Raw genomic sequence first — 25,508 nt, forward strand, 5'->3', positions numbered from 1 at the left:
CGGTGGTCCCACCTGACCCCATGCCGAACTCAGAAGTGAAACGCCGTAGCGCCGATGGTAGTGTGGGGTCTCCCCATGCGAGAGTAGGGAACTGCCAGGCATCAAATTGAACGACCTGCACGTAACTTCGGGCAGTTCACTACTCAGTAGAGTAGGACAAAAGCGAACGCTTTTGAACGCTGCGAGGCAGCGGCCCGAAGGGTGAATCACAGCGTGATTCATAAACTGCCAGGCATCAAACAAGTAAAAAAGCCCTGAACGAAAGTTCAGGGCTTTTTTACTTGCGTAACCGGTGAAAAGCGGGGCGTCAGGCCGGCTGTCCTGCACGGCCGGGACCGCGCGAGTGCCTTCCGCGTCATTAAAACCGCCGGATCGGGAAAATGGCGCGTGAGAAAGCCGGATGGCATGCCGCGCCCGGCGTCATATACCTGCACCCCCTGCCCAAAGACGACGAACCGCCTGATCATCGTGATACAACAAACGCCATCGATACAAAAGCCGCAGGTCAACAAAAGCCGCGAGTACCTGACCGCAATCCACCGCATTCCTTCTCTGTTTGAGATCCAGCACAATGCAATAGCTGTTTTTTTAACCGATAGCATTAATCAGGCAACAAGGAATTTGCCGACTACCCAGCTATGAAGGGTAGAACGAGTGAAAAGCAACTTTGCATTGCATCCTGCAAAATCGCGACACCGTTAAACCGGTAGCGGATGCGTTTTCTTCACTTCTCTGAGCGAAATCGAAGAATTAATACTCAGTATCCCCGGTAATTTACGCAGTTCCTTTTCGATAAAAAGACTGTAATGGTCTAAGTCGCGCGCCACGACCTGTAAAAGGAAATCAGCTTCACCGGTAATGTTGTGGCAGGAAAGCACATAGGGATTGGCATTAATCCTGTCTTCAAAATCCCGCGTTGCCGCTTCACTGTGCTGGCTACAGACCAGACGGACAAATGCCATCACGCCAAAGCCCACTTTTCTGCGGTTAACCACCGCCTGATAACCCTCAATAAACGCCTCATCCTCAAGCCGTTTCAGACGTCGCCATGCAGAAGCCGGGCTAACATCCAAATCCTGTGAAAGTTTAAGACTCGATACCCTGCCGTCCTGCTGCAGATAACGCAGCAGCGCCAGATCTTTCTTATCAAGAAGACTCACTGAAATATCCACTCAACCATTGCATGTTTGATGAAGGATAATTTCATAAATAATTATCCGCCTGCAACAGATGAAAAGTAATTTCCGAATCGAAAGGTATAATTTTATGAACGCCTACGATGAGGGTTTACTGATGAAAGCAGTGATATACGAGTCATTTCTGTCGCCGCCGATGCTGCAAACGGTCCCGGACCCTACTCCCGAGCCGCATGGCGTGGTGATTCGGGTCAAAGCCACCGGTGTTTGCCGAAGTGACTGGCACGGCTGGGTCGGGCACGATCCCGATATTCCTCTGCCTCATGTGCCGGGACACGAATTCGCAGGCACAATTGAAGCCGTTGGCAACGCGGTGACTAAATGGCGGCCAGGCGATAATGTCACGGTACCCTTCGTATCGGGGTGCGGCTTTTGTCACGAATGTCATACCGGTAATCAGCAGGTCTGTGACCATCAGTTCCAGCCTGGCTTCACGCACTGGGGATCGTTCGCCGAATACGTAGCGATACAGCAGGCCGACTTAAACCTTATCGCACTGCCGGACACGCTGAACTTCACTACCGCAGCCAGTCTCGGGTGCCGTTTTATTACCTCGTTCAGGGCAGTGGTCGATCAGGGAAGAACGTCGGCAGGACAGTGGCTTACCGTGCACGGCTGTGGCGGTGTGGGACTTTCCGCCATCATGATCGCGAATGCGCTCGGGGCAAACGTGGTGGCGGTGGATATTTCGGATGAAAAGCTGCAGCTGGCCCGTGATTTGGGTGCAGTTGCCGTAGTAAATGGCGCTCGCGTGCACAATGTGGCGGAAGCCATTAGAGAAATCACCCAAGGCGGAGCACATGTGTCACTGGATGCGCTGGGTCATACTGTGACCTGCGTGAACTCCATTCATTCCTTAAGAAAAAGAGGCAGGCACATCCAGATAGGCCTGATGGCGGGCGAACACAGTGCACCGCCCATTCCAATGGCCAGCGTTATTGCTAACGAACTGGAGATTATTGGCAGTCACGGCATGCAGGCTCATCGTTACGGCGACATGATGAACATGATTGCCACCGGTAAACTCTGTCCTGAAAAGCTCATTGGCCGCACCATCAGCCTCAAGCAATCCATAGAAGCGTTAATCAATATGGATAAGTTTGAATCACCGGGCGTCACGGTAGTCACGACGTTCTGATGCACTAAAACACCGGCCTGTCTGCACTGCTCGTACACATGTTGTAGAGAAAGGTCGGTCGTTTTTGATATTCGTAGCGGGCTGGCGCGGTGGTCTGACACTTTCAGTTGTTACAGCAAATTAACAACATAAGTCACATTTTGTCATCCAGAACCAACACCTCTTTCCGTTTTATTCCCGTCCATGCTTTACTCAACGCTTTAACGCTGCTTATCAGCATGGAGCCGAGGCATAGCATGTCAGATGTGATCAAAAATCCACAATCGCAGTTGCTCGACAGAAAAAAACGTATCTGGGCCATAGTAGGTGCATCCTCAGGTAATCTCGTCGAATGGTTCGACTTTTATGTGTACTCGTTTTTCTCACTCTACTTTGCCCATATCTTCTTTCCGCAAGGGGATACGACAACCCAGTTGCTCCAGACGGCAGGCGTGTTTGCCGCAGGCTTTTTAATGAGGCCGATTGGCGGATGGTTATTTGGCTATATTGGTGACCGCCACGGGCGTAAAAAATCCATGCTGATTTCTATCTGTATGATGTGTTTCGGATCGCTGGTTATCGCCTGTCTGCCGGGTTACAACAGCATTGGGATAGCCGCGCCAGCCCTGCTGTTACTGGCTCGTATGTTCCAGGGGCTGTCGGTGGGCGGGGAGTACGGCACAAGTGCAACCTATATGAGTGAAGTGGCCCTGGAAGGGCGCAAAGGCTTTTATGCCTCCTTTCAATACGTCACCTTAATTGGTGGGCAGTTAGCCGCTGTGCTGACGGTGGTGGTGCTGCAGTTCATCTTAACCGACCAGGAGCTACGCACATGGGGCTGGCGCATCCCGTTCTTTTTAGGCGCTGCGCTGGCCGTGGTGGCGTTATGGCTGCGCCGCTCTCTGGACGAAACCTCCGATAAACAGAGCCGTGAGCATCGGGATGCCGGTAGCGTCATTGGCCTGTTACGTAATCACACCAAACCCTTCCTGATGGTGCTGGGCTTTACGGCGGGCGGTTCGTTGAGCTTTTACACCTTTACAACCTACATGCAAAAGTATCTGGTAAATACCTCTGGTATGGATGCGAAAACCGCCAGTGCATTGATGACCGGTGTGCTCTTCGTCTATATGCTGCTGCAGCCCGTTATTGGCGGTTTGTCGGATAAAATAGGCCGACGCACGTCCATGATGATTTTCGGTGCCGGTGCAGCAATCTGTACCGTACCCATCCTTACTCTGCTGCAAAACGTACAGAGTCCGGGCATGGCATTTGTTCTGATTATGCTGGCACTGCTTATTACCAGCTTTTACACCTCGATCAGTGGGATTCTGAAAGCTGAGATGTTTCCGCCGCAGGTGCGAGCCCTGGGCGTCGGGCTGTCTTATGCGGTGGCGAATGCGATCTTCGGTGGGTCTGCAGAGTACGTGGCGTTACTGATGAAGCACAAAGGGATGGAAACCACCTTCTTCTGGTACGTGTCTGCGATGGGCGCGCTGGCGTTTCTGGTTTCGCTGCTGCTCCACCGGCATGGGAAAGGAATTAAGCTGTAGCAGAGGAAAGGAGTGCCGCAGGCAGGCTGCGGCATTCTGAGGGTTTACAGTATGCGGCTGATGAGGCGGTCAATACGAATACGGCGTAGACGGCGAATCAGCTTACGCACTTTCGCCGGGTAGTCAGCGATGCTCTCCAGCTCACGAAAGTGTCCAACGACCGTGGTATGTTGACGGATCAGCATCAGCTCATGCTGTCGCTGATCGGCCAACTGCTGATGCGGATCGTGGATCAGTACCGCATTCTCGAGATCCAGCCGCCAGGCGCGGGGATTAAGATTGTTGCCTGTGATGAGCTGCCACTCATCGTCAACCCACATTCCTTTCAGGTGATAGCTGTTTTCACCGTCTTTCCATAAACGTACGGTCAGCTGCCCGTTGCTAACGTAGTACTGCAGTCGGCTTAAAAAGCGACGCAGGTTAATTTCGTAGAGGTAGGGCAGTGCACCGATGATCTTAAATGGCTGATCGGGTGCGATATAGAAGTCATTCGCTGTTTTATCACCCACGATGATCTCAACGTCACGCCCCTGACGTAGCAGGCCAATGATATTGCGCACCAGCAGCGCAGGCAGGTTGAAATAAGGCGTGCAGATGGTGAGCTTCTTTTCAGCGCAGGGCATCAAATGGAAAATGGTCTTGTTCAGCAGGCTACGCTTGCCCAGGCCGACCAGTGGCGTCACGGTGAGTTCATCGTTGCCGGCGTTGCCTTCAAACTGATAGTTGAACCCGCGCAGGTCCTGACGAAACTGACGCGTTTCATTTTTAATTTCCGGACTGGAAGGACGCTCAGCATAGTCCAGGCGATTGACGGCCTCGGCGTCTTTTAAATGGTGGTTGATCCATTCAAACATGGTATCGGCCAGCGCGGGATTACGAATGAGCTGGTAGCGATCGTAGCGGTATTTATCGTGCTGATGCAGGTAAACGTCATTCAGGCTGGCCCCGCTGTAGAGCAGCGTATCATCAATGATGAAGCCTTTCAGATGCAGTACTCCGAGTGCCTCGCGAGTATTAACCGGAATGCCGTAGACAGGAATGACGTGGTCGGGATGCTGTTGGGCCATCTCACAATACCAGTCGGCATTGGTCACGCCTCGTGCAGCACCAATGCGGCCACGTTGGGCACGGTGCCAGTCGACTAAAATACTGATGTCGAGCTGTGGGCGAGCGAGTTTCGCAGCATACAGTGCATTCATGACGGCGCGGCCCGCATCGTCATTTTCCAGATAGAGTGCGACGATACAAATGCGCGATTGCGCTGACGCAATCTTTTCCAAAAGCGTCTCACGAAATTCGGCGGGCGAATAAAGCGTCGACACATCCGCAACAGATTGTGACAGTTTAGGCAGCTGTGCGAGGTGTTGTTGGTGTTTATTGCGTTTAAATTTAGACAACATCACAGTGCACTTCTTCTCGGTTCATTGTATGGCCTTTTGCCACCAAATCAGGGTCATAACGCTAAATAATAACATCAACCACGACGAACTGGGCGATTTTTACTTTTCTCTACACGGCAAACTGACATTATCCTGTAACAAAAGCTTAAGACTGACGATGCCATCGTCCATTTGGACATCCACGTCAAAGTTGAGTTTTTTCGCCAGCGTCACCATGCCGCGGTTGCCGGGCATGGTAATGCCATTCAGTTGTTGCAAGCCATGCGCGCGGGTGTAACGGATCATTTTTTCCAGTAAACGTCTTCCCATCCCCAGCCCTTTAAGATCGGAGCGCACCAGTACCGAAAACTCGGCATCAACGTTGTCGGCATCCGAAATCGCGCGGGTCACACCGATGATTTCTGGCTGCCCCTGATGCTGCCGAACGGCGACAATCGCCATTTCCCGGTCGTAGTCAATCTGCGTCATATTGGCCAAATCGTCATGGGTGAATTCATTAATTTCGCTAAAGTAGCGGTAGTAGAGATCTTCTTTCGTCACCTGGCTGATAAAGTCACGCAGCAGCGGTTCATCTTCCGGCAGGATAGGGCGGAATAAGCAGTGCTGACCGTCCTTCAACTCGACCTGTTCTTCCAGGTGCTGAGGATAGGGTCGGATGGCCAGACGCGTTTCGTTATCACCGTCAAAAGGCGCAAGCGTCAGCGTAACGTCCAGTAAGGTGAAATCGCTACCTGCCGCCAGCAGCGGATGAATATCCAGCCGTTGTATTTCCGGGCAATCTACCACCAGGTTAGAGACTTGAACCAGCAGTTGGCTCAGGCCAGCTACATCAAGCGGAATCAAGGCACTTCGGCTGCGGACCTTGCCGCTTTTTATTGCCTGGATCACCAGATAGCGCGCCAGGGTCATATTCAGCGGCGGCAAAGCAACCGCCGCCTGTTTCTCTGCCTGCCACTCTACGCCGCCTTCACCCAGCATGATGATGGGGCCAAACAGCGCATCCTGCTCCACCACAATCCGCAGCTCCTGGGCACCAGCCCGGTTCGCCATGCTCTGCACCACCAGTCCTTCAATACGCGCATGCGGCAGCGTCTGCCTGACCCGGTCAATAATCGCGTCCGCCGCGCGTTTAACTTCGGCGGCGTTACGCAGGTAGAGCATGACGCCCTGCACTTCGGACTTATGCGCCACATCGGGCGAACGGAGCTTCAGCGCGACCGGATAGCCGGTTTGTTCAGCAATCGTGACGGCGTCCTCACTGTCTTTTGCTATCCAGGTGGGTAACGTCGCGAGGCCGTAAGCTTTAAGAACGGGCTGCACTTCGTGCGTATCCAGCGACAGGATGCCCTTATCCAGCGCCTGAGACAGCAACTGGTGGGCCTGAGCGCTGTCCTGGGTCAGGTTTACTGGCAGGGCGGGGGTTTCCCGCAACAATTTCTGGTTACGCCGGTATTCAACCTGATGCATAAAGGCGGTGACGGTGCCCTCCGGCGTTCGCCAGGTGGGAATGCCGGCCTGAGTAAAAGCACGGCGCGCTGCCTGAGAGGAGAATTCGCCGCACCAGTTGGTCAACAGCGTGAGCTGTTTTCCGCGCGGATGCTGATGAATAAGCTGAATGATTTTCTCTGCGGTTTCGGTCGCCGGGGCAACAGCGCTGGGGGCATGAATAATCATCAGGGCATCTAAATCATGGCTGTCGAGCAGGACGGCCAGGCAGGCCAGATAGCGTTCCGGCGTTGCATCGTCCTTTAAATCGACCGGATTGCCGTGCCCGACGCCTTCCGGCAGAACGGCACTAAGCTGCTCTATCGTTTGCTCGCCCAGCGTGGCGAGCTTACCGTTGCGGGCATAGAGTTCATCTAACGCCAGCGCGGCGGGAGCCGCGCCATTGCTGATAATCATCAGCCGGTGCCCGCGTGGTGGACGCATATGGCTCAGGGACTCAACTGCGGTGAACAGCTCGTGCGTATCCTGCACCCGTAACAAGCCCGCACGCTGGATCGCCGCATCCCAGGCGGCATCGAGACCGCTGTGCGTACCAAGCAGCGCCTGTGCCTGGCGACTGCGGCCGCTTTTGATAATCAAAATAGGTTTGTTACGGGATGCGCTACGGGAGGCCGACACAAACCGGCGGGCATCGCTAAGGTGTTCAAGATAAAGCAGAATCGCGCTGGTTTTGCCGTCACGGGCCAGAAAATCCAGCAGATCGTCCACGTCGGTATCCAGGCTGTCGCCTAAGGCGATAAACCATGAAAAACCCAGGTTACGTTGCTGCGCCCAGTCAAGAATGGTGTTGGAGACGGCTGATGACTGCGATATGAACGCAATACGGCCTTTGGCGATGGGAACAGGAGAAAAGCTGGCGTTAAGCCCCTGCCACGGGGCCAGCAATCCCAGACTGTTTGGGCCTAACAATCGGATCTGCCAGCGGCTGGCGCAGGCTTTTAACTCGGCGAGCTGACTGGCGGGGGCGGAGAGGATGATGCAGGCTTTACAGCCTTTCTCGCCGAGCTCTTGTAACAGCCCCAGATTTCTTTTGTGATGGGTACAGATCACCGCCAGGTCGGGGGCGAAGGGCAAACTGTGAATATCAGGCCAGGCCAGCACGCCGCTAACGGCTTTATATTTTGGCGTCACCGGCAACACCGGGCCGCTAAAGCCGCCCGCCAGCAGATTACGCATCATAAAATAGCCTGCCCGTCCCGGCTTGACCGAGGCGCCGATTACCGCAATTGATTTTGGTCTTAACAGCGCTTCCAGTCCACGTTGACTCATCACCTTCTCCATTCGTCGGCATTTAGGGGAGTGTAAACGCTTTTGGGCTTTTTTACCGTCGGGCAGATCCCAGCCTGAATAATGACAAGCGGCCTGCCAGGGCGAGTGTTACTTCTTCTGGTCGGGATGATGCGGCTTACCGGCAAGATAGGCCTGACGGAACTGCTCAAAGTGCAGGGTCAATGCCTCGCCAGCCGCACGGTCGCCGGCCTGGTGCAGCAGCGCCGCGGCAATCTCTGCGGTGCAGTGCTGACCTTCGCCATGCGCTTCGCGCAGCCTGTAGCGGGACGGCGCGGTGACGTTGAGCGAGATCACCGGAAAGCGGTCAAGCCAGGGGCTTTTACGAAACATCTTGCGGGCTTCATTCCAGGTACCATCCAGCATGATAAACAGCGGCGGTTTACCTGACAGCGGCGGCGAATGCACAATCTGGCGACCTTCATCGGCGTAAGATGCAGGGAAAACCACCAGGGGCTGATAAGCCTCACTGGCCACGGCCTGCAGCAGTAAAGGATCGGGCTCGGTGCGTGACCAGCCAAAGGCCTGGGTATCTGGCAAGACGTCGGCGATCAACCGGCCCGTATTACTTGGCTTCATCGGTTCGGTATCAAACATCACCAGACAAAAGCGACTGCGGGCAGACTGCACACGAATGCTGGCGCACAGACAGTGTTTTTCCGGCAACAGGCATCCCTGGCAACGAAGCACACGGTTTCCACGCGCCAGAAAGGGACGTGTGGCGCGGGCCAGACGTTGGGCACGTAAACGCAAAACGGCATTTTCAGACATGATTATTCAGGACAGGAAAAAGCGTAGTGTAATCGAAGCGTCGGACAAAGGGAAAAGGCCAGCACGGGCTGGCCTTTTGCGCTTACAGGGATTCGTCGAGCCACTCGTTGAAGGGCGCTTTCGGCATGGCACCGTTTAGCATGTCCACCATCTCACCTTTCTTAAAGACCATAATGGTGGGAATGCTGCGAATGCGGAAGCGACTGCTCAGCGCCGGCTCGGCCTCCGTATTCACTTTAATGAAGCGCACCTTGCCGCTGCGCTCCTGTGCGACGTCTTTAAACACCGGGGCAAAATTAACGCAGGGGCCGCACCATGGCGCCCAAAAGTCCACCACAACCGGCAGATCGTCCTGCAGATAGCTGTCCAGCGTGGCGGCGGTGGCGTTGATGACCTCGCCAGAAAACAGGCTTTCGCCGCAACGACCACATTTGGCACCATCGGCAAGCCGTTCTTCGGGAACGCGATTGGTTGCCTGACAAGACGTGCATACCGTATTCATATAAACCTCTGATAATGAACTAGAGCACTTTGCTCAATATTGTCCATTATGAAAGGGTGGTAAGATCGTCTCAATGTGGATTGCTCTATAGGTACAATAGTTGATAGCTAAGCGCAGTCACATCAGGTAATCTTCGCGCTCTCAATGCAGGAGGAAGAAATGAACGACGAATTTAAAGGCAAAAGTGGTAAGGTCAAAGTCATGTATGTGCGTGGCGAAGATGAGCAAAGCGCGCGCGCGCCGAATCCTCGTACAGGCAAAGGTGGCCGTCCTGCTGCTCGCCGTGAAGACAATCGTCGTTCATCCGGCCCGCGCACTGAGCGTAGTGAAGAAGGCGGACGCGGCACAGGCCGTCGCAGCGATAGCGCGCCACGCCGCAGTGACAGCGCACCGCGCCGCAACGATCGCGGCAGCGACAATCGTGATGCTTACGGCAGCAGTGATTCCCCATGGCGCACCGTCTCCCGCGCGGCGGTCGTGGAAGACAACAAACCGGAAAACCCAGGGATCAGCGGTAAAGGCGTGGTTGACGTTGAGCAGATTCGTCGCCAGCGTCTGGAAGAAACCCGCGTTTACGGTGAAAACGCCTGTCAGGCGCTGTTCCAGAGCCGTCCTGAATGCATCGTTCGCGCCTGGTTTGTGCAAAGCGTGACGCCACGTTTTCGCGATGCGCTGCGCTGGCTGGCGGCTAACCGCAAAGCCTACCACGTGGTCGATGACGCAGAGATCACCAAAGCTTCCGGTACTGAACACCACGGCGGCGTCTGCTTCCTGATCAAGAAACGCATGGGCATGGACGTAGCTGAATGGCTTAACAAGGCCGAAAGCAAAGACTGTGTACTGGCGCTTGAAGATGTCAGCAATCCCCATAACCTTGGCGCGATCATGCGCAGCTGCGCGCACTTTGGTGTGAAAGGTCTGCTGGTTAACGATGCCTCGCTGCTGGAATCCGGTGCAGCGGTTCGCACGGCGGAAGGCGGCGCTGAACACGTTCAGGCTATCAGCGGCGCAACCTTTAATGAAGGACTCGAAGCCTTCCGCAAAGCGGGTTACACCATCGTGACGACCTCGAGCCATCAGGGCACATCCCTGTCTGACGCGGTGCTACCGGCCAAAATGGTACTGGTGCTGGGTCAGGAGCGTGAAGGCTTGTCTGACAGCACGTTCCAGCAAGGCGATATGAGCCTGTCGATTGGCGGCACCGGCAACGTGGAAAGTCTGAACGTCTCCGTCGCTACCGGCGTTCTGCTGGCCGAATGGTGGCGTCAGAACGCCTGATGTCAGCTGATGTATGGCGCCGTGAAACGTGCCATACAGGTTCAGTGTTCCCGGCGGGGCGTGAAAGATGCTCCGCCAGCCTGTTACCCCGCCTTACCGTGCCCGACGTCGGACGTAGCCTGATCAACATGTTCGTCCATCTCATCAAGCGCCCGTTGATTATCCAGCCCCCATTGATACAGCTGCTCTACCGGTTCCGCGAAGGTCTGGCCCAGCGCCGTTAACGCATAGTCGACTTTGGGTGGGATCACGTCGTAAACATGGCGGGTGATCAATCCGCGCTGCTCCAGCTCCTTCAGCGTCTGAAACAACATCTTTTTTGATATCCCTTGCAAACTTCGCTGCAACTCGCCCGTGCGTGCGCGGCCTCCCGGCCAGTGATACAGCGCATGCAGCACCATCGGATTCCACTTGGCAGAAAAAAGATCCATGAGTCGGCGCGGCGGTGAATCCACATAAAAAACCAGTTTACCCTCAACCCAGGCAGGCATCGTCTTCTCCCTCCTTTATGGTCACCAAATGGTAACTACTATCAATAATGGTACTATTTAAGTAGAGTTTGCCGCCCTCCGTTATCAAAAGCCAGTCACTATGAGAGGCACCATGAAAATTAATGCACTGATCGCGCACGATGCGACCCAGCCCCTTACTGCCGGCCAGATCGCGCTGCGTCCGCTTCAACCGCAGGATGTCCGGATAGAAATCCTTTACTGTGGCGTTTGCCACTCAGATTTGCATATGGCACGCAACGAATGGGCGGTAAGCCATTATCCCTTGGTGCCAGGACACGAAATCGTTGGACGGGTGAGCGAAACCGGTAGCGCTGCCACCCGATTTACGCCGGGTGATATTGTTGGCGTGGGCGTGATGGTTGATTCCTGCCGCACCTGTCATTTCTGTCAGCAGCAGGAAGAACAATATTGTGAAGCCGGTTTCACTGCGACCTATAACGGTACGGATAAATACACCGGTGAATCTACCCGAGGCGGCTATGCTGAGCACGTGGTGGTCGATCAGGACTTCGTGGTTTCGGTGCCACAGCACCTGCCGTTGGCCGGTGTTGCGCCGTTGCTGTGCGCAGGCGTCACTGTCTGGTCACCGCTGCGCCATTTTAACGTGAAAACGGGCGATAAGGTTGGCGTGATTGGTCTGGGTGGGTTAGGCCACATGGCGGTGAAGCTGGCGAGTGCGCTGGGAGCTGAGGTGACGCTTTTCACCACGTCGGCTGACAAAGCCGCGGATGCCCGCCGTCTCGGTGCCCGTCATGTGGTGGTATCACGCGATGCTCAGGCTATGCAGGCCAGCCAGAACGCGCTGGATCTTATCGTTGACTGCGTGGCGGCCCCGCACGATCTTGACCCTTATCTGGCGACGCTCAAAACCAATGGCCGCCTGGTGCTGGTGGGCATTCCCGACAGTCCGCACGCTTCACCGAACGTGACGCCAATGGTGTTCCGTCGTTTAAGCATCAGCGGCTCGTCCATCGGCAGCATTAAAGAAACCCAGGAGATGCTGGATTTCTGCGGCGACAACAACATCACCGCAGACATTGAGATGATTCGTGGAGAGCAGGTCGAAGAAGCCTTTACGCGAATGCTAAAAGGTGACGTGAAATACCGGTTCGTGATGGATATGAAAGCGACGCGCTGGGCGTAAAAACGGGTTCTGGCGGGCGTGACTTCCACGCCAGAACCCCATCGTGTTCGTCTAGTGCGCGCCACCACCACCGCCACCGGCGGTAAAGGGCGGACGGGCAAACCAGATCAGCACCAACAGCACCAGAAAGACGCCCGCCGACGCCCAAAAAATCTCGTTGGCGGAAATGATCAATCCCTGATTGGTGATCTGCTGAGCGATGTACGCTGAGGCCTGCTGATGCGTCATGCCCATCCCCTCAAGCTGACTGTACATCTGCTGCGCATTAACGTTATAAGGCGTCACCGATTCGCTGAGATTACTGTGGTGCATTGCCTCACGATCCGTCCACATCGTGGTGGTGATCGACGTCCCTATCGAACCCGCCAGCGTACGCACAAAGTTCGATAAACTGGACGCCGCCGCCATCCGGTCGGGTGTCAAACCCGACAGCGTAATTGTGGTAAGTGGCATAAAGAAGCAGGCGACCGCGAAGCCCTGAATAAACTGCGGCCAGGCCGACGCGCCAAAGTCCATGCCCGGTTCAAACGTGTAAGCGCGCCAGTAGAAACAAATGGCATACATGATGAAACTGAAGGTGACCAGTTTCCGCATATCAAGCTTATGGGAGAACCGACCAATGATGGGCGACAGGATAACCGGGATAATCCCGACCGGCGCTGAGGCCAGCCCTGCCCAGGTCGCGGTATAACCGTAGACCTCCTGCAGCAACTGCGGCAAGAGAACGATCGATCCAAAATAGAGCATGTAGGCCAGGCTAATGGATAAGCAGCCTATGGTGAAGTTGCGCGATTTAAACAGCGACAGATCGACTATCGGGTGATCGTCTGTCAGCTCCCAAATCAACAGCATCACCAGCGCCAGCACCGCGACAATCGTCAGCACAATAATTTCTGTTGAGCTAAACCAGTCCAGCTCTTTACCGCGATCCAGCATCACCTGCAACGAGCCAACCCCGACAACCAGCAGCACCAGGCCAACGGTATCAATGGGGCGGATCTGGGTAGCGGTTTCACGACCACGCAGGGTTTGCAGCGTGAGCATGATGACCACAACACCAATCGGCACGTTGATAAAGAAGATCCAGCCCCAGTGATAGTTATCACTGATCCAGCCGCCGAGAATGGGGCCACATATGGGGGCCACAATCACCGTCATCGCCCAGAGTGACAGGGCGATACTGCGTTTTGCGGGCGGATAATTATTCAGCAGCAGGCTTTGCGACAGCGGGATCAACGGACCTGCAACGATCCCCTGAATTATCCTGAAGAAAATCAGCATTTCCAGGCTTTCGGACATGCCGCAGGCCCAGGAAGCCAGCGCAAACAGGATGGTCGACCAGGTAAAGAGTTTGACTTCACCGATGCGTTTGGCCAGCCAACCCGTTATCGGAATCGAGATGGCGTTTGCCACCCCGAAAGACGTGATGACCCAGGTCCCCTGGGAGTTTGAGGCCCCCAGATTACCCGCAATGGTCGGTATAGCAACGTTCGCAATGGTGGAATCCAGAACCTGCATGAACGTCGCCAGGGAGAGCGCAATGGTCATTAAGACCAGCGGCATCCCTTTAAGCGGTGCTTGTGCCATTACAGCCTCCGGGTGATCATCCGGCGTTCGCGTGGACGATATCGGTAATCAGCTTATCAACCGGTGCAAGGTCAATGGCCAGGGCGTTGCTGCTGTAGGCAGCCTGCTGACGAACGCTGGTAGCCAGTGCGCTGCCGTCTTTATTATCGGTATCAATTTCTACCAATGTTGACAGCCCGATACGCAGAGGATGTTTAGCCACTTCGTCCTGATTCAACTCAATACGGACCGGCAGACGTTGAACCACTTTGATCCAGTTACCGGTGGCGTTTTGCGCCGGCAGCAGGGAGAACGCGCTTCCGGTTCCCATGTCCAGACCGACAACTTTACCGTGGTAAACCACATCGTCACCGTAGATGTCCGCCACAACGGTTGCCGGTTGGCCGATACGCACGCCAGCCAGTTGGGTCTCTTTGAAGTTAGCGTCTACCCACAAGTCGGTTGCAGGCACTACCGCCATCAGCGGCGTACTGGTATTGATTTGCGAGCCAACCTGCACGCTGCGGCGCGAGACATAGCCATCCATTGGGCTGCGAATGTCAGTACGTTGCAGTGCCAGCCAGGCATCACGCAGCTGTGCCGCACTCTGCTTCACGGCAGGCTGGTTTTCCAGAGAGGTATTCAGGATCATCGCCTGGTTCGCGTTATACTGCTGAACCGCCACATCCAGCTCCGCTTTCGCTGAAGCCACGGCATCGCGTGCATGTTGCAGCTCTTCACGCCCAATCAGGTTAGAGGCGCCCAGCGGCTCGCGGCGTTTCAGGTCGGCCTGCGCCTGATCTAACGCGGTCTGACGGAGCGCAATGGTGGCCTGATACTGTTTCGCGTTGATCATCTCCTGATGTACCTGGCGCACGCTGGTCGCCAGCCCGGTCTGGGCTTTTTCAAACGCCTGCTGTGCGTCGGTTTTATCCAGCGATACCAGCACATCCCCTTTTTTGACAAAATCGGTATCATCAAACCAGACTTTATTGACGCTGCCTGAGACCTGGGCCATCACCTGCACCTGGTTACCGGCAACGTAAGCATCGTCCGTTTCCTGATAGTGGCGTAGCACCAGGTACCAGTAAACGCCCCACGCAATGCCAAGCAGTACGACGACCAGCGCCAGTAATAGCAGCGCGCCTTTGCGCTTTTTCTTCTTGTTATTTACTGGCTGATGCGGGCTTTGCGCCTCTGATGCACTCATTTATTTCTCCACGTTTTCCACTTAATCGGCGGGTTAAACTCCGTTTTCACCATCGCCCGAGCCAAAAAAGCCAGCGACTAAGCGCTGGCCGGATAAAAGAGGGTTAAAATAACGATTTCGTCAGGTGATTGTGTCGCAGATCTTGCTATTACCGCGACAGGGAAGCAGTTAGTTTATCTTCTTCCATCTTATCCAGACGGGTAAGCAGCTTGCGGGTGATGTTTTCCAACTGTGACTTCTCATCACCGGTCAGTGAAGACCACAGGTATTGCAGGCTCTGATGTTGAGGCGGCAGCACCTGCTGCAGAAATGCATTGCCTTTGTCGGTCAGATGCAGATGCAGGCAGCGGCGATCCTGCGCGCTTTCACGACGTTCAATCCAGCCCCGTTTTTCCAGCTCATCGGCAATGCGCGTGGCATTAGTCCGTGAGGAACCCAGGGCGGTGCTCAGCTCAGAAGGCTGAATGCTCTGGTCTTCCTGCGCATCCAGCGTCAGTAACGCCATAAACAGGGTTTCATTAATACCCTGTTCTTTAAGCATTTTGTTGCGATTGTCCAGCAATTTACCCTGCATATGCATGCAAAGGCGCGTCAGGAGAATTTCCTGGAAGGGGAAATCCGTGTGACGATTGGCACGGATATTTAACATTTGCTCAATGGGCGTAAACGAACTTTCCATTAGAAAAAACCTCACTAATTTCAACTTTTATAATCACCACGGTGGCAGCGTCATTGCTGAGTATTCTGGCCTTAACAGGTCATCCTCAGGCTGTCGCACTGTGGTAGTTCAAGATCTGTCCTTGACCCCAGGGTAAAGGTTTTGCGCATCGATTTCATACGCGTTGGTCGTACAGTGAAACGGTACGACATCAAATGATTGCAAAAGAAAAAATAACTGGCGTGAATAACTTTGAGCCAACGATAGCAAACTCACACTCCGCTGAACAGGCTAAATCACACTATTCTGGCTATTCGTTTGTTCCTGGCGATGATTCCGCCACCAGATTAGTAAATTCAGGCAAGTCAGTGTCGCACCGGCCGCGCAGACGCCATACCAGCCCGCGAAATGGTAGGCATTGGCCGACAGCAATGAGCCTAGCGCACCGCCAATAAAGTAGCTGGTCATATAACCGGCATTCAGTCGATTTCGTGCCTCAGGCTGGCGTGCGTATATCACGCTTTGATTGGTGATGTGCACGGCCTGAACCGCCAGATCCAGCACTAAGATGCCGACAATCAGCGCCACAAGCTGCTGCGCGCCCCAGGCAATGGCCGCCCAGGACAGCAACATCAGCAGCAAGCCTGCGCTGGTAGTGAGTTTGGCATGACCTCTGTCCGCCAGCGAGCCAGCTTTCCTGGCTGCCAGTGCCCCGGCGGCGCCGACCAGTCCCAGTAACCCGATTTCTCCTTCCGAGAAACCGTAAGGCGTGGCAGAGAGCAGAAATGCCATTGATGTCCACAGGATGCTGAAATTCGCAAAGGTAAGACAGCCGGTAACGGAACGGGTGCGCAGTACAGGATCGGCGGCATACAGCCGAAATAGGGAAATCAGCAATTGCGGATAATTCAATGAAACAGAAGGTGTGATGCGCGGCAGCGTGCGCCATAGCGCAATCGCCATCAGCAGCATAAATACGCTGGCGACCCAGTATACGGTTTGCCAGCCACCTAACTGCGCCAGCCCGCCCGCAACGGTTCGCGCCAGCAGGATGCCCAGCAGCAAGCCGCTCATGACCGTGCCGGTAACTTTGCCCCGCTTTTCCGGCTCTGCCAGCGTCGCGGCCAGCGGCACCAGAATCTGGGCCGCCACCGAAAAGAGTCCGGTGATCACCGTGCCTAACAGCAGAAAGGGAAATGAGGAAGAGAGAGCAATGATCACCATGCCCGCCGCCGCCAGCACCATCATGCCCACTATCAGGCCGCGCCGTTCCAGCATATCGCCAAGCGGGACCAGCAACAGCAGCCCACAGGCATAGCCAAGCTGTGCGCTGGTCACAATGAACCCCGCGAGCGCCACCGACAGGTTAAAGTGTTGGGCAATGGTATGAAGCAGTGGCTGAATATAATAATTGCTGGCAACACAGAGGCCAGTGGCAACGGACATCAGTGCCACCAGTGCAGACGTTAAACCAGGGCGAGATGTTGTCATAGGGAGGCAGAGGTAAATATTAATAAAGTGGCGTTAATAATAACCTAAAAAATTATTTGAGAGCTATGTTTATGTCATGCGCCTGTTAATCAGTCATAACGGAAAAGGGCAGACAGGTGTCCGCCCTTCGTCTGCCTGCCGAGCCTTACTGAGTCGCGGCGCGCGCGTCGTTAATCCACTTATCAAACTGGGCCTGATGGCTCTTGATCCAACCGTCTACGTGGCGATTGATATCCTCTTCAGAATTTTGCCCTGTGTGCATGGCGGCATTTTCCGCATTGATATCACCAATCGGCAGTGTCATCTCAGCAAACAGTTTCGCGGCGGCGGGATTTTTTTCCGCCCAGGCTTTGTTGGCCACTATGTGCATCGTGTTGACCGGGAAGCCATAGTTCGCGCCGTTAGCCAGTTTGGTATCCACGCCTTTCTGTTCGCCCGGCAATGAAGAGAATGGCACCTGCAGCCAGACCACGTCGCGGCCCGGTTTAAGCACATCACTCAGCCAGTAAGGCGTCCAGGTGTAGTAAAGGACAGGTTTTCCCTGTTTAAAGCGCGCCAGAGTATCCGCGATCATCGCCGAATAGTTGCCCATGTTGGCGGTGACGGTGTTGCTCAGGCCATAAGCTGTGTTTTGGTGGTTAATGACCGCCTCGCAGCCCCAGCCAGGCGTACAGCCGGTCATATCCGCTTTGCCATCGCCATTGCTGTCGAAAAGCCTGGCAATCTTGGGATCTTTCAACTGGGCGATATTGGTGATGTGATACTTTTCAGCCGTTTTTTTGTCGATGAGATAGCCCTGAGCCGCGCCGGAAACATAGGTTCCCTCGCGATAAAATGCCTGGCTCCCGCCTGCGGCTTTATACATATCGTCATGCAGTGGCCGCCAGTTGGTTGCCAGGAAGGTCGCATCACCCGAGGCGATGGTGGTATAGGCGACGTTGTAATCCACTTCGCTCGGTTTCTCAACGGTATAGCCCAGCATCTCCAGGCCCCGGCTCACGAGCAGCGTCTGAAAAGTCTCTTCGGCAATCGTACTTTGTACCGGTTTCACCGTGATGCCTTTACCCGGCAGATCGGCCGCGAAAGCGTGAGAAGCAGAGAAAGTGGCCAGAATGGCAACGGCAGCAGGGAGCGTCTTGCGCATGATTATTCCTCGTTTTTATTGTCGCGATAACGGCGGCAGTTGACTGCCGCGCTCAAGATTCAGGATTGACGGAAAGGACGTGTCAGCAGGCCAATAGGGCCGGTGTGATACCAGTGGCGACGGCCACGGCTGCGTTTGTCACGCGCCACCGACTGCGTCAGGCGGTCAAGGATAATGGCCAGAATCACGATGCCGACGCCGCCCACGGAGGCCAGGCCCATGTCCAGACGACCAATGCCGCGCAGCACCATCTGGCCCAGTCCACCCACGGCAATCATGGAGGCAATCACCACCATCGACAGGGCGAGCATCAGCGTCTGATTCACACCCGCCATGATGGTGGGCATGGCCAGCGGCAGCTGAACCTTAAACAGCAGCTGGCGCGGACTGGCGCCAAAGGACTCACTGGCTTCGATCAGGTCGGCAGGAACCTGTTTAATTCCCAGGATGGTCAGCCTGACAATGGGCGGCAGGGCAAAAATGATGGTGACGACGACGCCCGGGACATTCCCGATACCAAACAGCATGACAATCGGCACCAGGTAAACGAAGGCCGGTGTGGTCTGCATGGCGTCCAGCAGCGGACGCACAATACGTGCCGCACGTTCACTGCGCGCCAGCCAGATCCCCATAGGCAGGCCAATGATGATGCAAAACAGCAGGGCGGTGAGCACCAGCGCCAGCGTAATCATCGCCTGAGACCAGGCACCAATCGCGCCGATAGCGATCAGCGAAATCAGTGTGGCAATGCCCATTGCCGGGCTGGCGATTTGCCAGGCGATTAACGCAAACAGCGCGATAGCCACCGGCGCGGGCATGCCCAGCAGCAGCTGTTGAAACGCGCTGAGGATATAATCCACCGGTACGCGAATGCTTTGAAAGACCGGACGGAAATGATTCACGACCCAGTCGATCCCTTCGGTGACCCAGTGATCCAGCGGAATCCAGGTTTTATGGAACGGATCCATAATAGTGAAATGGTCCGCCTGGGGTGCAGGCGCGTTGTTCAACCAGTCTGTGCTGCTGCTGGAGCCTGTCGCGGCACTGCCATCTGGCGTGCCCCACGCATCTGCACCGCCGGTGGCGGCATGATGACCGCTGTCGGCGGCACCGCCCTGATCTGCGGCACCCGACCAGGGATCGCTCGCCGGGGCGCTCTGCGTATCGGTGGTCGTGGGGTTACCCCATGGGGTTGCTGTGTCTTTACTCATTGCTGGCTCCTTCACGATCTAAAGCACGTAGCAGCGTGCTTTTCGATATCACACCGACGTATTGATTTTCTTCTCCCACCACCGGAACGGCACAGGGAGCCTGCGCCACGTGTGAGAGCAGTTCGTTTAACGAGGTCGTGGCAGGAACCGCCGCTGGCGCGTCGAGCAGGGCGCTTTCCAGCCCTTGCCCTGCCGCCAGGGCCGCCTTGAGAGAATCGGTTGACACTACGCCGATGAATTTCTGTTTCTCCAGCACGTAGCCGTAATCACGATCTTCTTCCTGCAGCAGTTGTATGGCCGAGCGCGGGCCTAATCCGGTCGCTTTGCGAATGAGCGCGCCAGCATTTCGGCGTGCAATATCGTTAGCGCTAAAGACGTGACTGATATCGACGCCGCGGAAGAACGTGCGGACATAATCATTGGCGGGATTATTCAGGATTTCATCGGGTGAGCCGACCTGAATGACTTCACCATTTTGCATAATGGCAATACGATCGCCAATGCGCATGGCTTCGTCCAGGTCGTGTGAAATAAATACGATAGTGCGCTGATGTCTGGCCTGTAATTTCACCAGCTCATCCTGCATTTCGGTACGAATTAAGGGATCGAGTGCAGAAAAGGCTTCATCCATTAATAAAATATCGGGATTAATGGCTAAAGCGCGTGCCAGACCTACACGCTGACGCATGCCGCCTGATAGCTCATCAGGATAGGCGTGGGCGTAATTCTCCAGCCCAACCTGACGTAATGCCTCAAGGGCTTTTTCCTGACGTTCTGCTAAGGGGATGCCGGCTAATTCCATGCCAAAAGCGGCATTATTTACAACGTCAAGATGCGGCATTAAGGCGAATGACTGAAATACCATGCTGATCTTATTTCGGCGAACCTCACGCAGTTCGCTGTCCGATATTTTTGCAATATCGACACCGTCAATAATCACCTGGCCGCGCGTCGGCTCTATCAGACGATTGAGAAGGCGAACCATGGTGGATTTCCCTGAACCGGATAACCCCATGATGACGAAGATCTCGCCTTCTTCAATGGCCAGACTGGCATTTTTGACACCGAGCGATAAGCCTGTTTTTTCGAGGATTTCCTCTTTACCACAGCCCTTATCAATATATTTAAATGCCCTCTGTGGATTATCACCAAATACCTTATAAAGATTTTTTACTTCTAATTTTATTGTCATCCGTAATTAATGCCCTGATTAAATTATTTTAATGTAAAATGACGTACCCTGGTTCAATTTAAGCAGGCTATAACCTGACATACTCAGATTATCTGTCAACCCTGGTGTGAAATATTCATGGCTTGAAATCACGCCTTATCGCGATAATTTCCAGTCATCACAAGGGATGCGGGGAGATGAATTTTTTATGATTTATTTTGAAAAACGACAGTAATTAGACCGTGCAGTGCTGAGATATTGGCAGAATGACGAGCGGAAGGGAGGGAATGAATAAGAAATAATGACGCTGATTTAAGGGAAATAACAGCTTATTAATCAGCGCCAGTAATCATGACCGCCTGTGACCTGTTATGACGGCACAGACAACCTTAGAAACTCCAGTCTTCGTCTTCGGTTTCGACCGCTTTGCCCATTACGTATGAGGAGCCCGAACCCGAAAAGAAGTCGTGATTTTCATCCGCGTTTGGGGATAACGCCGACAGAATTGCCGGGTTAACCTGAGTTAATTCTGCCGGGAACAGCGCTTCATAGCCAAGATTCATCAAGGCCTTGTTGGCGTTGTAGTGTAGGAAGGTTTTTACTTCTTCCGCCCAGCCGACATCGCCATAGAGCGCTTCTGTATAAACAACCTCGTTTTCATACAGCGCCAGCAGCAGATCGATGGCGAACTGCTGCAATGCTTCGCGGCGGCCTTCATCAACCTGCTCAAGGGCTTTTTGGTACTTGTAGCCAATATAGTAGCCGTGAACGGCCTCATCGCGGATGATGAGCCGAATCAGATCGGCGGTATTGGTCAGTTTGCCACGGCTTGACCAGTACATCGGCAGCCAGAATCCTGAATAGAACAGGAACGACTCCAGAAAGACGCTGGCGATTTTTTTCTTTAACGGATCGTCAGCGCGGTAATGAGTAAGAATGATCTCGGCTTTATTTTGCAGCGCCTGATTCTCTTCGCTCCACTGATAAGCGGCATCCACATCGCTGGTATGACACAACGTCGAAAAAATCGAGCTGTATGAGCGGGCATGTACCGCCTCCATAAAGCTGATATTCGACAAGACGGCCTCCTCATGCGGCGTCAGCGCATCGGGCATTAAGCCCGGCGCACCCAGCACGTTCTGGATGGTGTCCAGCAGCGTCAGGCCGGTGAATACGCGGATGGTCAACTGCTGATGCTGTTTATCCAGCGTCTGCCAGGCCGGCAGATCGTTGGACAAAGGGACTTTTTCCGGCAACCAGAAGTTGCTGGTCAGACGGTTCCAGACTTCAAGATCTTTCTCATCCTGAATACGGTTCCAGTTAATGGCATGAATTTGTCTGAGTTGCATAATCGGTTCTCACAGTGCGCAGGAGACGCAGCCCTGAATTTCAGTGCCTTGCAGGGCCATCTGGCGCAGTCGAATGTAGTAAAGCGTTTTAATCCCTTTCTTCCAGGCGTAAATCTGCGCTTTATTAATGTCGCGCGTGGTCACGTCATCCCGGAAAAACAGGGTTAATGACAGGCCCTGATCCACATGTCGGGTCGCCTCTGCGTAGGTATCAATAATGGCTTCCGGCCCAATCTGGTAAGCGTCCTGATAGAGTTCCAGATTGTCGTTGGTCATGAAGGGAGCCGGATAGTAAACGCGACCGGTTTTGCCCTCTTTGCGGATCTCTATTCGCGACACAATCGGATGAATACTGGACGTGGCGTGGTTGATATAGGAGATCGATCCGGTAGGCGGTATCGCCTGCAGGTTTTGATTATACAGCCCCGAGGCCATCACCGATTCACGCAGTGCCAGCCAGTCGTTGTGACAGGGCAAGCTGATGCCCGCATCGGCAAACAGGGCGGCGATGCGGGCGGTTCGCGGCTGCCAGTCGCTTTGCAGATATTTGTCAAAATACGCGCCGGTGGCATAGGTTGAGGCGCTAAAACCGTCGAAAGTCTGCTGGCGCTCTTTTGCCAGCTGATTCGAGGCACGCAGGGCATAATAAGTCACACAGTAAAAATAGAGATTGGTGAAATCCAGCGCCTCGGGTGATCCGTAAGCAATGCCTTCACGGGCCAGGTAACCATGCAGGTTCATCTGACCCAGACCGATAGCATGCGAGCGGCGATTGCCTTCCGCAACGGAGGGAACCGAGCCAATGTCACTCATATCTGACACCGCAGTCAGCGCCCGAATTGCCGTTTCCACCGTGTGGGCCAGATCGCCAGAATCCATCGCATGGGCAATATTCAGCGAGCCAAGGTTACAAGAGATATCTTTGCCCATGCGGCGGTAGCTGAGATCCTCGTTGAATTCGCTGGCGCTGTTCACCTGCAAAATCTCTGAGCAGAGGTTGCTCATATTGATGCGACCGGCAATCGGGTTATCCCGGTTTACGCTGTCCTCATACATGATGTAGGGATAGCCTGATTCGAACTGGATTTCCGCCAGCGTCTGAAAGAAATCGCGCGGCTGAATATAGGTTTTACGGATTCTGTCGTCCGCCAGCATCTCCGCGTATTTCTCGCTGATGCTGATATCGCCAAACGCCTGACCGTAGATTCTTTCAACATCGTAGGGCGAGAACAGCGCCATCGGCTGATTCTCTTTGGCAAGCTGGAAGGTGATATCCGGAATGACCACGCCCAGCGACAGCGTTTTAATGCGGATTTTTTCATCTGCGTTTTCGCGCTTGGTATCCAGGAAGCGCAAAATATCCGGATGGTGAGCATTCAGCCAGACTGCGCCGGCTCCCTGACGCGCGCCGAGCTGGTTAGCATAAGAAAACGCATCCTCCAGCATTTTCATCACCGGAATAACGCCGGAAGACTGGTTTTCAATGCGCTTGATCGGCGCGCCGGACTCACGCAGGTTCGACAGCAGAAACGCCACGCCGCCGCCGCGTTTAGACAGCTGGAGCGCAGAGTTCACGGCCCGGCCAATCGACTCCATGTTGTCTTCAATGCGCAGCAGGAAGCAGGAAACCAGTTCGCCGCGCTGTTGCTTGCCGCTGTTCAGAAACGTCGGCGTGGCGGGCTGAAAACGCCCACTCAGGATGGCTTCCAGCACCGAGCGCGCCAGGGGTTCATCGCCCTGCGCCAGCGTCAGCGCCACCATACAGGCACGCTGCTCGAAGGTTTCCAGGTAACGCTTGCCATCAAAACTTTTCAGGGTGTAGCTGGTGTAGTACTTCCACGCACCCAAAAAGGTCTTGAACGCAAAGCCCCATGCATCGGCTTCGTCGTGCAGCCCGCAGACAAAGTTAAAATCATACTGATTAAGTACGGAAGCTTCGTAGTAGCCTTCGGCGACCAGATAGCGCAGGCGCTCGGCGATGCTGGCAAAGTGCTGGGTGTTGGGCTGCACGTGCTGAATAACAAACTGACGTGCGGCCTGCTGATCCTTGTCAAACTGGATACGGCCGTCAGCGTCATACAGGTTCAGCATGGCGTTCAGCGCATGGTAATCCAGCGCTACGTCGTTGAGGGTATCTGTCGTTGCCAAAATTGGGTTACTCCCGCTTTCACATTGGCGATATCGTCGGGGGTTCCCATCAGTTCAAACCGATACAGATAGGGAACCTGACATTTCTTAGCAATGATGTCGCCTGCCAGGCAGTAACCTTCGCCAAAATTGCGGTTACCGGCGGCGATAACGCCGCGTAAGCCGTTGCGGTTGGCGTCATCATTGAGAAACTGAATAACCTGTCTGGGCACCGCTCCGCGGTGGCTGCCGCCGCCATAGCTGGGCACGACCAGAATATAGGGCTGGTCAATGTGCAGCTGTTGCTTCGCGTCAATCGGTATGCGGCACGCGGGCAGGCCCAGACGGAGAATAAACCGATGGGTGTTTTCCGACTGGCTGGAAAAATAGACCAGTGGAAACATGCGGCTATCCGCCCATCGCCACGGACTGAGACAGGCCAGCTATCTTGTCAGGGCGGAACCCACTCCAGTGATCGTCACGCGTCATGACGACCGGTACCTGGCGGTAACCCAAGGCCTTGAGGTTATCGATGGCCTCCGGTTGCGTATCCAGGTTGATGAGGTGGTAGTCGATGCCCTGACGATCCAGTGCATTTTTCGTGGCATTACACTGGACACAGTTGTTTTTAGTGTAAATAATAATGCGCATGATTCGTATTCCTCTTTCATTGCGGTGCCGCTGCGGATAACGAAGTTTTTTTCCATGAATCAGGCTTCGTCCTTGCAAACATCTTGTGGTGTGACAATGAAATGAATACTAGATGTAGCGTTAATTGCGGTCAAGCGTACTATATATGGGGTTAATGGCCCCGGATGCGGCAAGCCAGTGGCGACGCGCCCTGCCACGCGAAAAAATATTTTGTAAAGCCAGTTGCGCAAAAAACAGGCATAAAAAAAGCCCCGCTCATTGAGCGAGGCTGATGATAACGGCAGGGCAGGGACTAGCGGCGGGACACTAACAGCGCGCCCAGCACAATCCCGACCGCAGCGCCGATGCCGACACCGTACCAGGGTTTATCATGCACATAGGCATCAACCTGATAGCCGGCATCGCGGGCGGCCTGCGAAACACGATTGCCGCCACCGTTTAATTTCGCACGGGTTTGCTTCAGCAGCGCTTCCGCCTGGCTGCGGGCTGAATTAACCTCATCCTTCGCTTCGCTGCCGTAAGATTTCAGCAACGCTTCAAGTGAATCAGCCAGCTCGTTCACATCCTGATTGATATCAATGTCATCGTTTTTTTGCGTTCGATTAAACATTTTTGGCTCCCTTGTCATTAACACGTAATACTCAGTGTAGACCACGTTTGACTT

Annotated in this window: 22 protein-coding genes and 1 rRNA gene; 5 read left to right on the plus strand and 18 right to left on the minus strand. The window is 54.4% G+C overall.

What is annotated here, in order from left to right; all coding sequences use genetic code 11:
- Positions 1-100: ribosomal RNA gene (rrf, locus tag ACPXSQ_RS22095) — 5S ribosomal RNA — on the plus strand; the annotation flags it as partial.
- A gap of 598 nt (positions 101-698) precedes the next feature.
- Here the strand turns inward: rrf and ACPXSQ_RS22100 are convergent.
- Positions 699-1,160 carry an Lrp/AsnC family transcriptional regulator gene (locus ACPXSQ_RS22100; RefSeq protein ID WP_014605185.1) on the minus strand — a complete coding sequence of 154 codons (462 nt, stop codon included), beginning with the start codon at positions 1,158-1,160 and terminating at the stop codon, positions 699-701.
- A gap of 106 nt (positions 1,161-1,266) precedes the next feature.
- Between ACPXSQ_RS22100 and ACPXSQ_RS22105 the strand changes: the two genes are divergently transcribed.
- Both ACPXSQ_RS22105 and ACPXSQ_RS22110 read left to right on the plus strand, forming a co-directional pair.
- Entirely contained in the window at positions 1,267-2,334 is a 1,068-nt protein-coding gene (locus tag ACPXSQ_RS22105; protein WP_426144396.1) for a zinc-dependent alcohol dehydrogenase family protein, read from the plus strand.
- A gap of 236 nt (positions 2,335-2,570) precedes the next feature.
- Complete coding sequence (locus ACPXSQ_RS22110; RefSeq protein ID WP_426144397.1) at positions 2,571-3,866, plus strand: MFS family transporter; 1,296 nt, start codon at positions 2,571-2,573, stop codon at positions 3,864-3,866.
- A gap of 44 nt (positions 3,867-3,910) precedes the next feature.
- Here ACPXSQ_RS22110 and pssA read toward each other — a convergent pair whose 3' ends face one another.
- The 4 genes from pssA to trxC form a co-directional block, all read right to left on the minus strand.
- Positions 3,911-5,266 (minus strand): CDP-diacylglycerol--serine O-phosphatidyltransferase, encoded by a 1,356-nt coding sequence (gene pssA / locus ACPXSQ_RS22115; RefSeq protein ID WP_042678092.1) that lies wholly within the window; start codon positions 5,264-5,266, stop codon positions 3,911-3,913.
- Positions 5,267-5,365: 99 nt separating this feature from the next.
- Positions 5,366-8,041, minus strand: coding sequence for a bifunctional acetate--CoA ligase family protein/GNAT family N-acetyltransferase (locus tag ACPXSQ_RS22120; protein WP_044042294.1), 2,676 nt, complete (start codon positions 8,039-8,041; stop codon positions 5,366-5,368).
- A gap of 108 nt (positions 8,042-8,149) precedes the next feature.
- Positions 8,150-8,830, minus strand: a complete 681-nt coding sequence (locus tag ACPXSQ_RS22125; protein WP_426144398.1) for a tRNA-uridine aminocarboxypropyltransferase — start codon at positions 8,828-8,830, stop codon at positions 8,150-8,152.
- Positions 8,831-8,912: 82 nt separating this feature from the next.
- Entirely contained in the window at positions 8,913-9,332 is a 420-nt protein-coding gene (gene trxC, locus ACPXSQ_RS22130) for a thioredoxin TrxC (RefSeq protein ID WP_013026875.1), read from the minus strand.
- Positions 9,333-9,491: 159 nt separating this feature from the next.
- Here trxC and ACPXSQ_RS22135 point away from each other — a divergent pair, with 159 nt between their 5' ends.
- A complete protein-coding gene (locus tag ACPXSQ_RS22135; RefSeq protein ID WP_426144399.1) occupies positions 9,492-10,610 on the plus strand; it encodes a tRNA/rRNA methyltransferase in 1,119 nt (372 codons plus the stop codon).
- A gap of 83 nt (positions 10,611-10,693) precedes the next feature.
- On the opposite strand, the gene ACPXSQ_RS22140 is transcribed toward ACPXSQ_RS22135, so the two are convergent.
- The gene (locus tag ACPXSQ_RS22140; RefSeq protein WP_024471363.1) at positions 10,694-11,101 is read right to left on the minus strand and encodes a winged helix-turn-helix transcriptional regulator; all 408 of its coding nucleotides are present in this window, start codon (positions 11,099-11,101) and stop codon (positions 10,694-10,696) included.
- Positions 11,102-11,213: 112 nt separating this feature from the next.
- Between ACPXSQ_RS22140 and ACPXSQ_RS22145 the strand changes: the two genes are divergently transcribed.
- Positions 11,214-12,266, plus strand: a complete 1,053-nt coding sequence (locus ACPXSQ_RS22145) for an NAD(P)-dependent alcohol dehydrogenase (protein ID WP_015699651.1) — start codon at positions 11,214-11,216, stop codon at positions 12,264-12,266.
- A 51-nt stretch (positions 12,267-12,317) separates the two neighbouring features.
- Here ACPXSQ_RS22145 and emrB read toward each other — a convergent pair whose 3' ends face one another.
- From emrB to ACPXSQ_RS22205, 12 genes are all read right to left on the minus strand, one after another.
- Positions 12,318-13,853 (minus strand): multidrug efflux MFS transporter permease subunit EmrB, encoded by a 1,536-nt coding sequence (emrB, locus tag ACPXSQ_RS22150; RefSeq protein ID WP_013026871.1) that lies wholly within the window; start codon positions 13,851-13,853, stop codon positions 12,318-12,320.
- A gap of 16 nt (positions 13,854-13,869) precedes the next feature.
- Positions 13,870-15,042: a multidrug efflux MFS transporter periplasmic adaptor subunit EmrA gene (gene emrA, locus ACPXSQ_RS22155; protein WP_013026870.1), complete on the minus strand. Its 1,173-nt coding sequence runs from the start codon at positions 15,040-15,042 to the stop codon at positions 13,870-13,872.
- A gap of 148 nt (positions 15,043-15,190) precedes the next feature.
- A complete protein-coding gene (gene mprA, locus ACPXSQ_RS22160; protein WP_014594402.1) occupies positions 15,191-15,721 on the minus strand; it encodes a transcriptional repressor MprA in 531 nt (176 codons plus the stop codon).
- A 270-nt stretch (positions 15,722-15,991) separates the two neighbouring features.
- A complete protein-coding gene (locus ACPXSQ_RS22165) occupies positions 15,992-17,191 on the minus strand; it encodes an MFS transporter (RefSeq protein ID WP_426144400.1) in 1,200 nt (399 codons plus the stop codon).
- Positions 17,192-17,336: 145 nt separating this feature from the next.
- Positions 17,337-18,335 (minus strand): glycine betaine/L-proline ABC transporter substrate-binding protein ProX, encoded by a 999-nt coding sequence (gene proX / locus ACPXSQ_RS22170; protein ID WP_426144401.1) that lies wholly within the window; start codon positions 18,333-18,335, stop codon positions 17,337-17,339.
- A 59-nt stretch (positions 18,336-18,394) separates the two neighbouring features.
- Positions 18,395-19,546, minus strand: coding sequence for a glycine betaine/L-proline ABC transporter permease ProW (gene proW / locus ACPXSQ_RS22175; RefSeq protein WP_426144403.1), 1,152 nt, complete (start codon positions 19,544-19,546; stop codon positions 18,395-18,397).
- Positions 19,539-20,738, minus strand: coding sequence for a glycine betaine/L-proline ABC transporter ATP-binding protein ProV (gene proV, locus ACPXSQ_RS22180; protein WP_019106308.1), 1,200 nt, complete (start codon positions 20,736-20,738; stop codon positions 19,539-19,541). Before proV ends, proW begins: the two co-directional genes overlap by 8 nt.
- 368 nt (positions 20,739-21,106) lie before the next feature.
- Positions 21,107-22,066 (minus strand): class 1b ribonucleoside-diphosphate reductase subunit beta, encoded by a 960-nt coding sequence (nrdF, locus tag ACPXSQ_RS22185; RefSeq protein WP_013026864.1) that lies wholly within the window; start codon positions 22,064-22,066, stop codon positions 21,107-21,109.
- 9 nt (positions 22,067-22,075) lie between these two features.
- Positions 22,076-24,214 (minus strand): class 1b ribonucleoside-diphosphate reductase subunit alpha, encoded by a 2,139-nt coding sequence (gene nrdE / locus ACPXSQ_RS22190; RefSeq protein WP_081098031.1) that lies wholly within the window; start codon positions 24,212-24,214, stop codon positions 22,076-22,078.
- Positions 24,184-24,597, minus strand: coding sequence for a class Ib ribonucleoside-diphosphate reductase assembly flavoprotein NrdI (gene nrdI, locus ACPXSQ_RS22195; protein WP_013026862.1), 414 nt, complete (start codon positions 24,595-24,597; stop codon positions 24,184-24,186). Before nrdI ends, nrdE begins: the two co-directional genes overlap by 31 nt.
- Before the next feature lie 4 nt (positions 24,598-24,601).
- A complete protein-coding gene (locus tag ACPXSQ_RS22200) occupies positions 24,602-24,844 on the minus strand; it encodes a redoxin NrdH (protein WP_014605200.1) in 243 nt (80 codons plus the stop codon).
- A 292-nt stretch (positions 24,845-25,136) separates the two neighbouring features.
- Positions 25,137-25,454: a DUF883 family protein gene (locus ACPXSQ_RS22205; protein WP_014605201.1), complete on the minus strand. Its 318-nt coding sequence runs from the start codon at positions 25,452-25,454 to the stop codon at positions 25,137-25,139.
- Positions 25,455-25,508: the final 54 nt, after the last annotated feature.

The organism is Pantoea sp. EEL5, assembly GCF_049892805.1.
GTDB classification, from domain to species: Bacteria; Pseudomonadota; Gammaproteobacteria; order Enterobacterales; family Enterobacteriaceae; genus Pantoea; species Pantoea ananatis.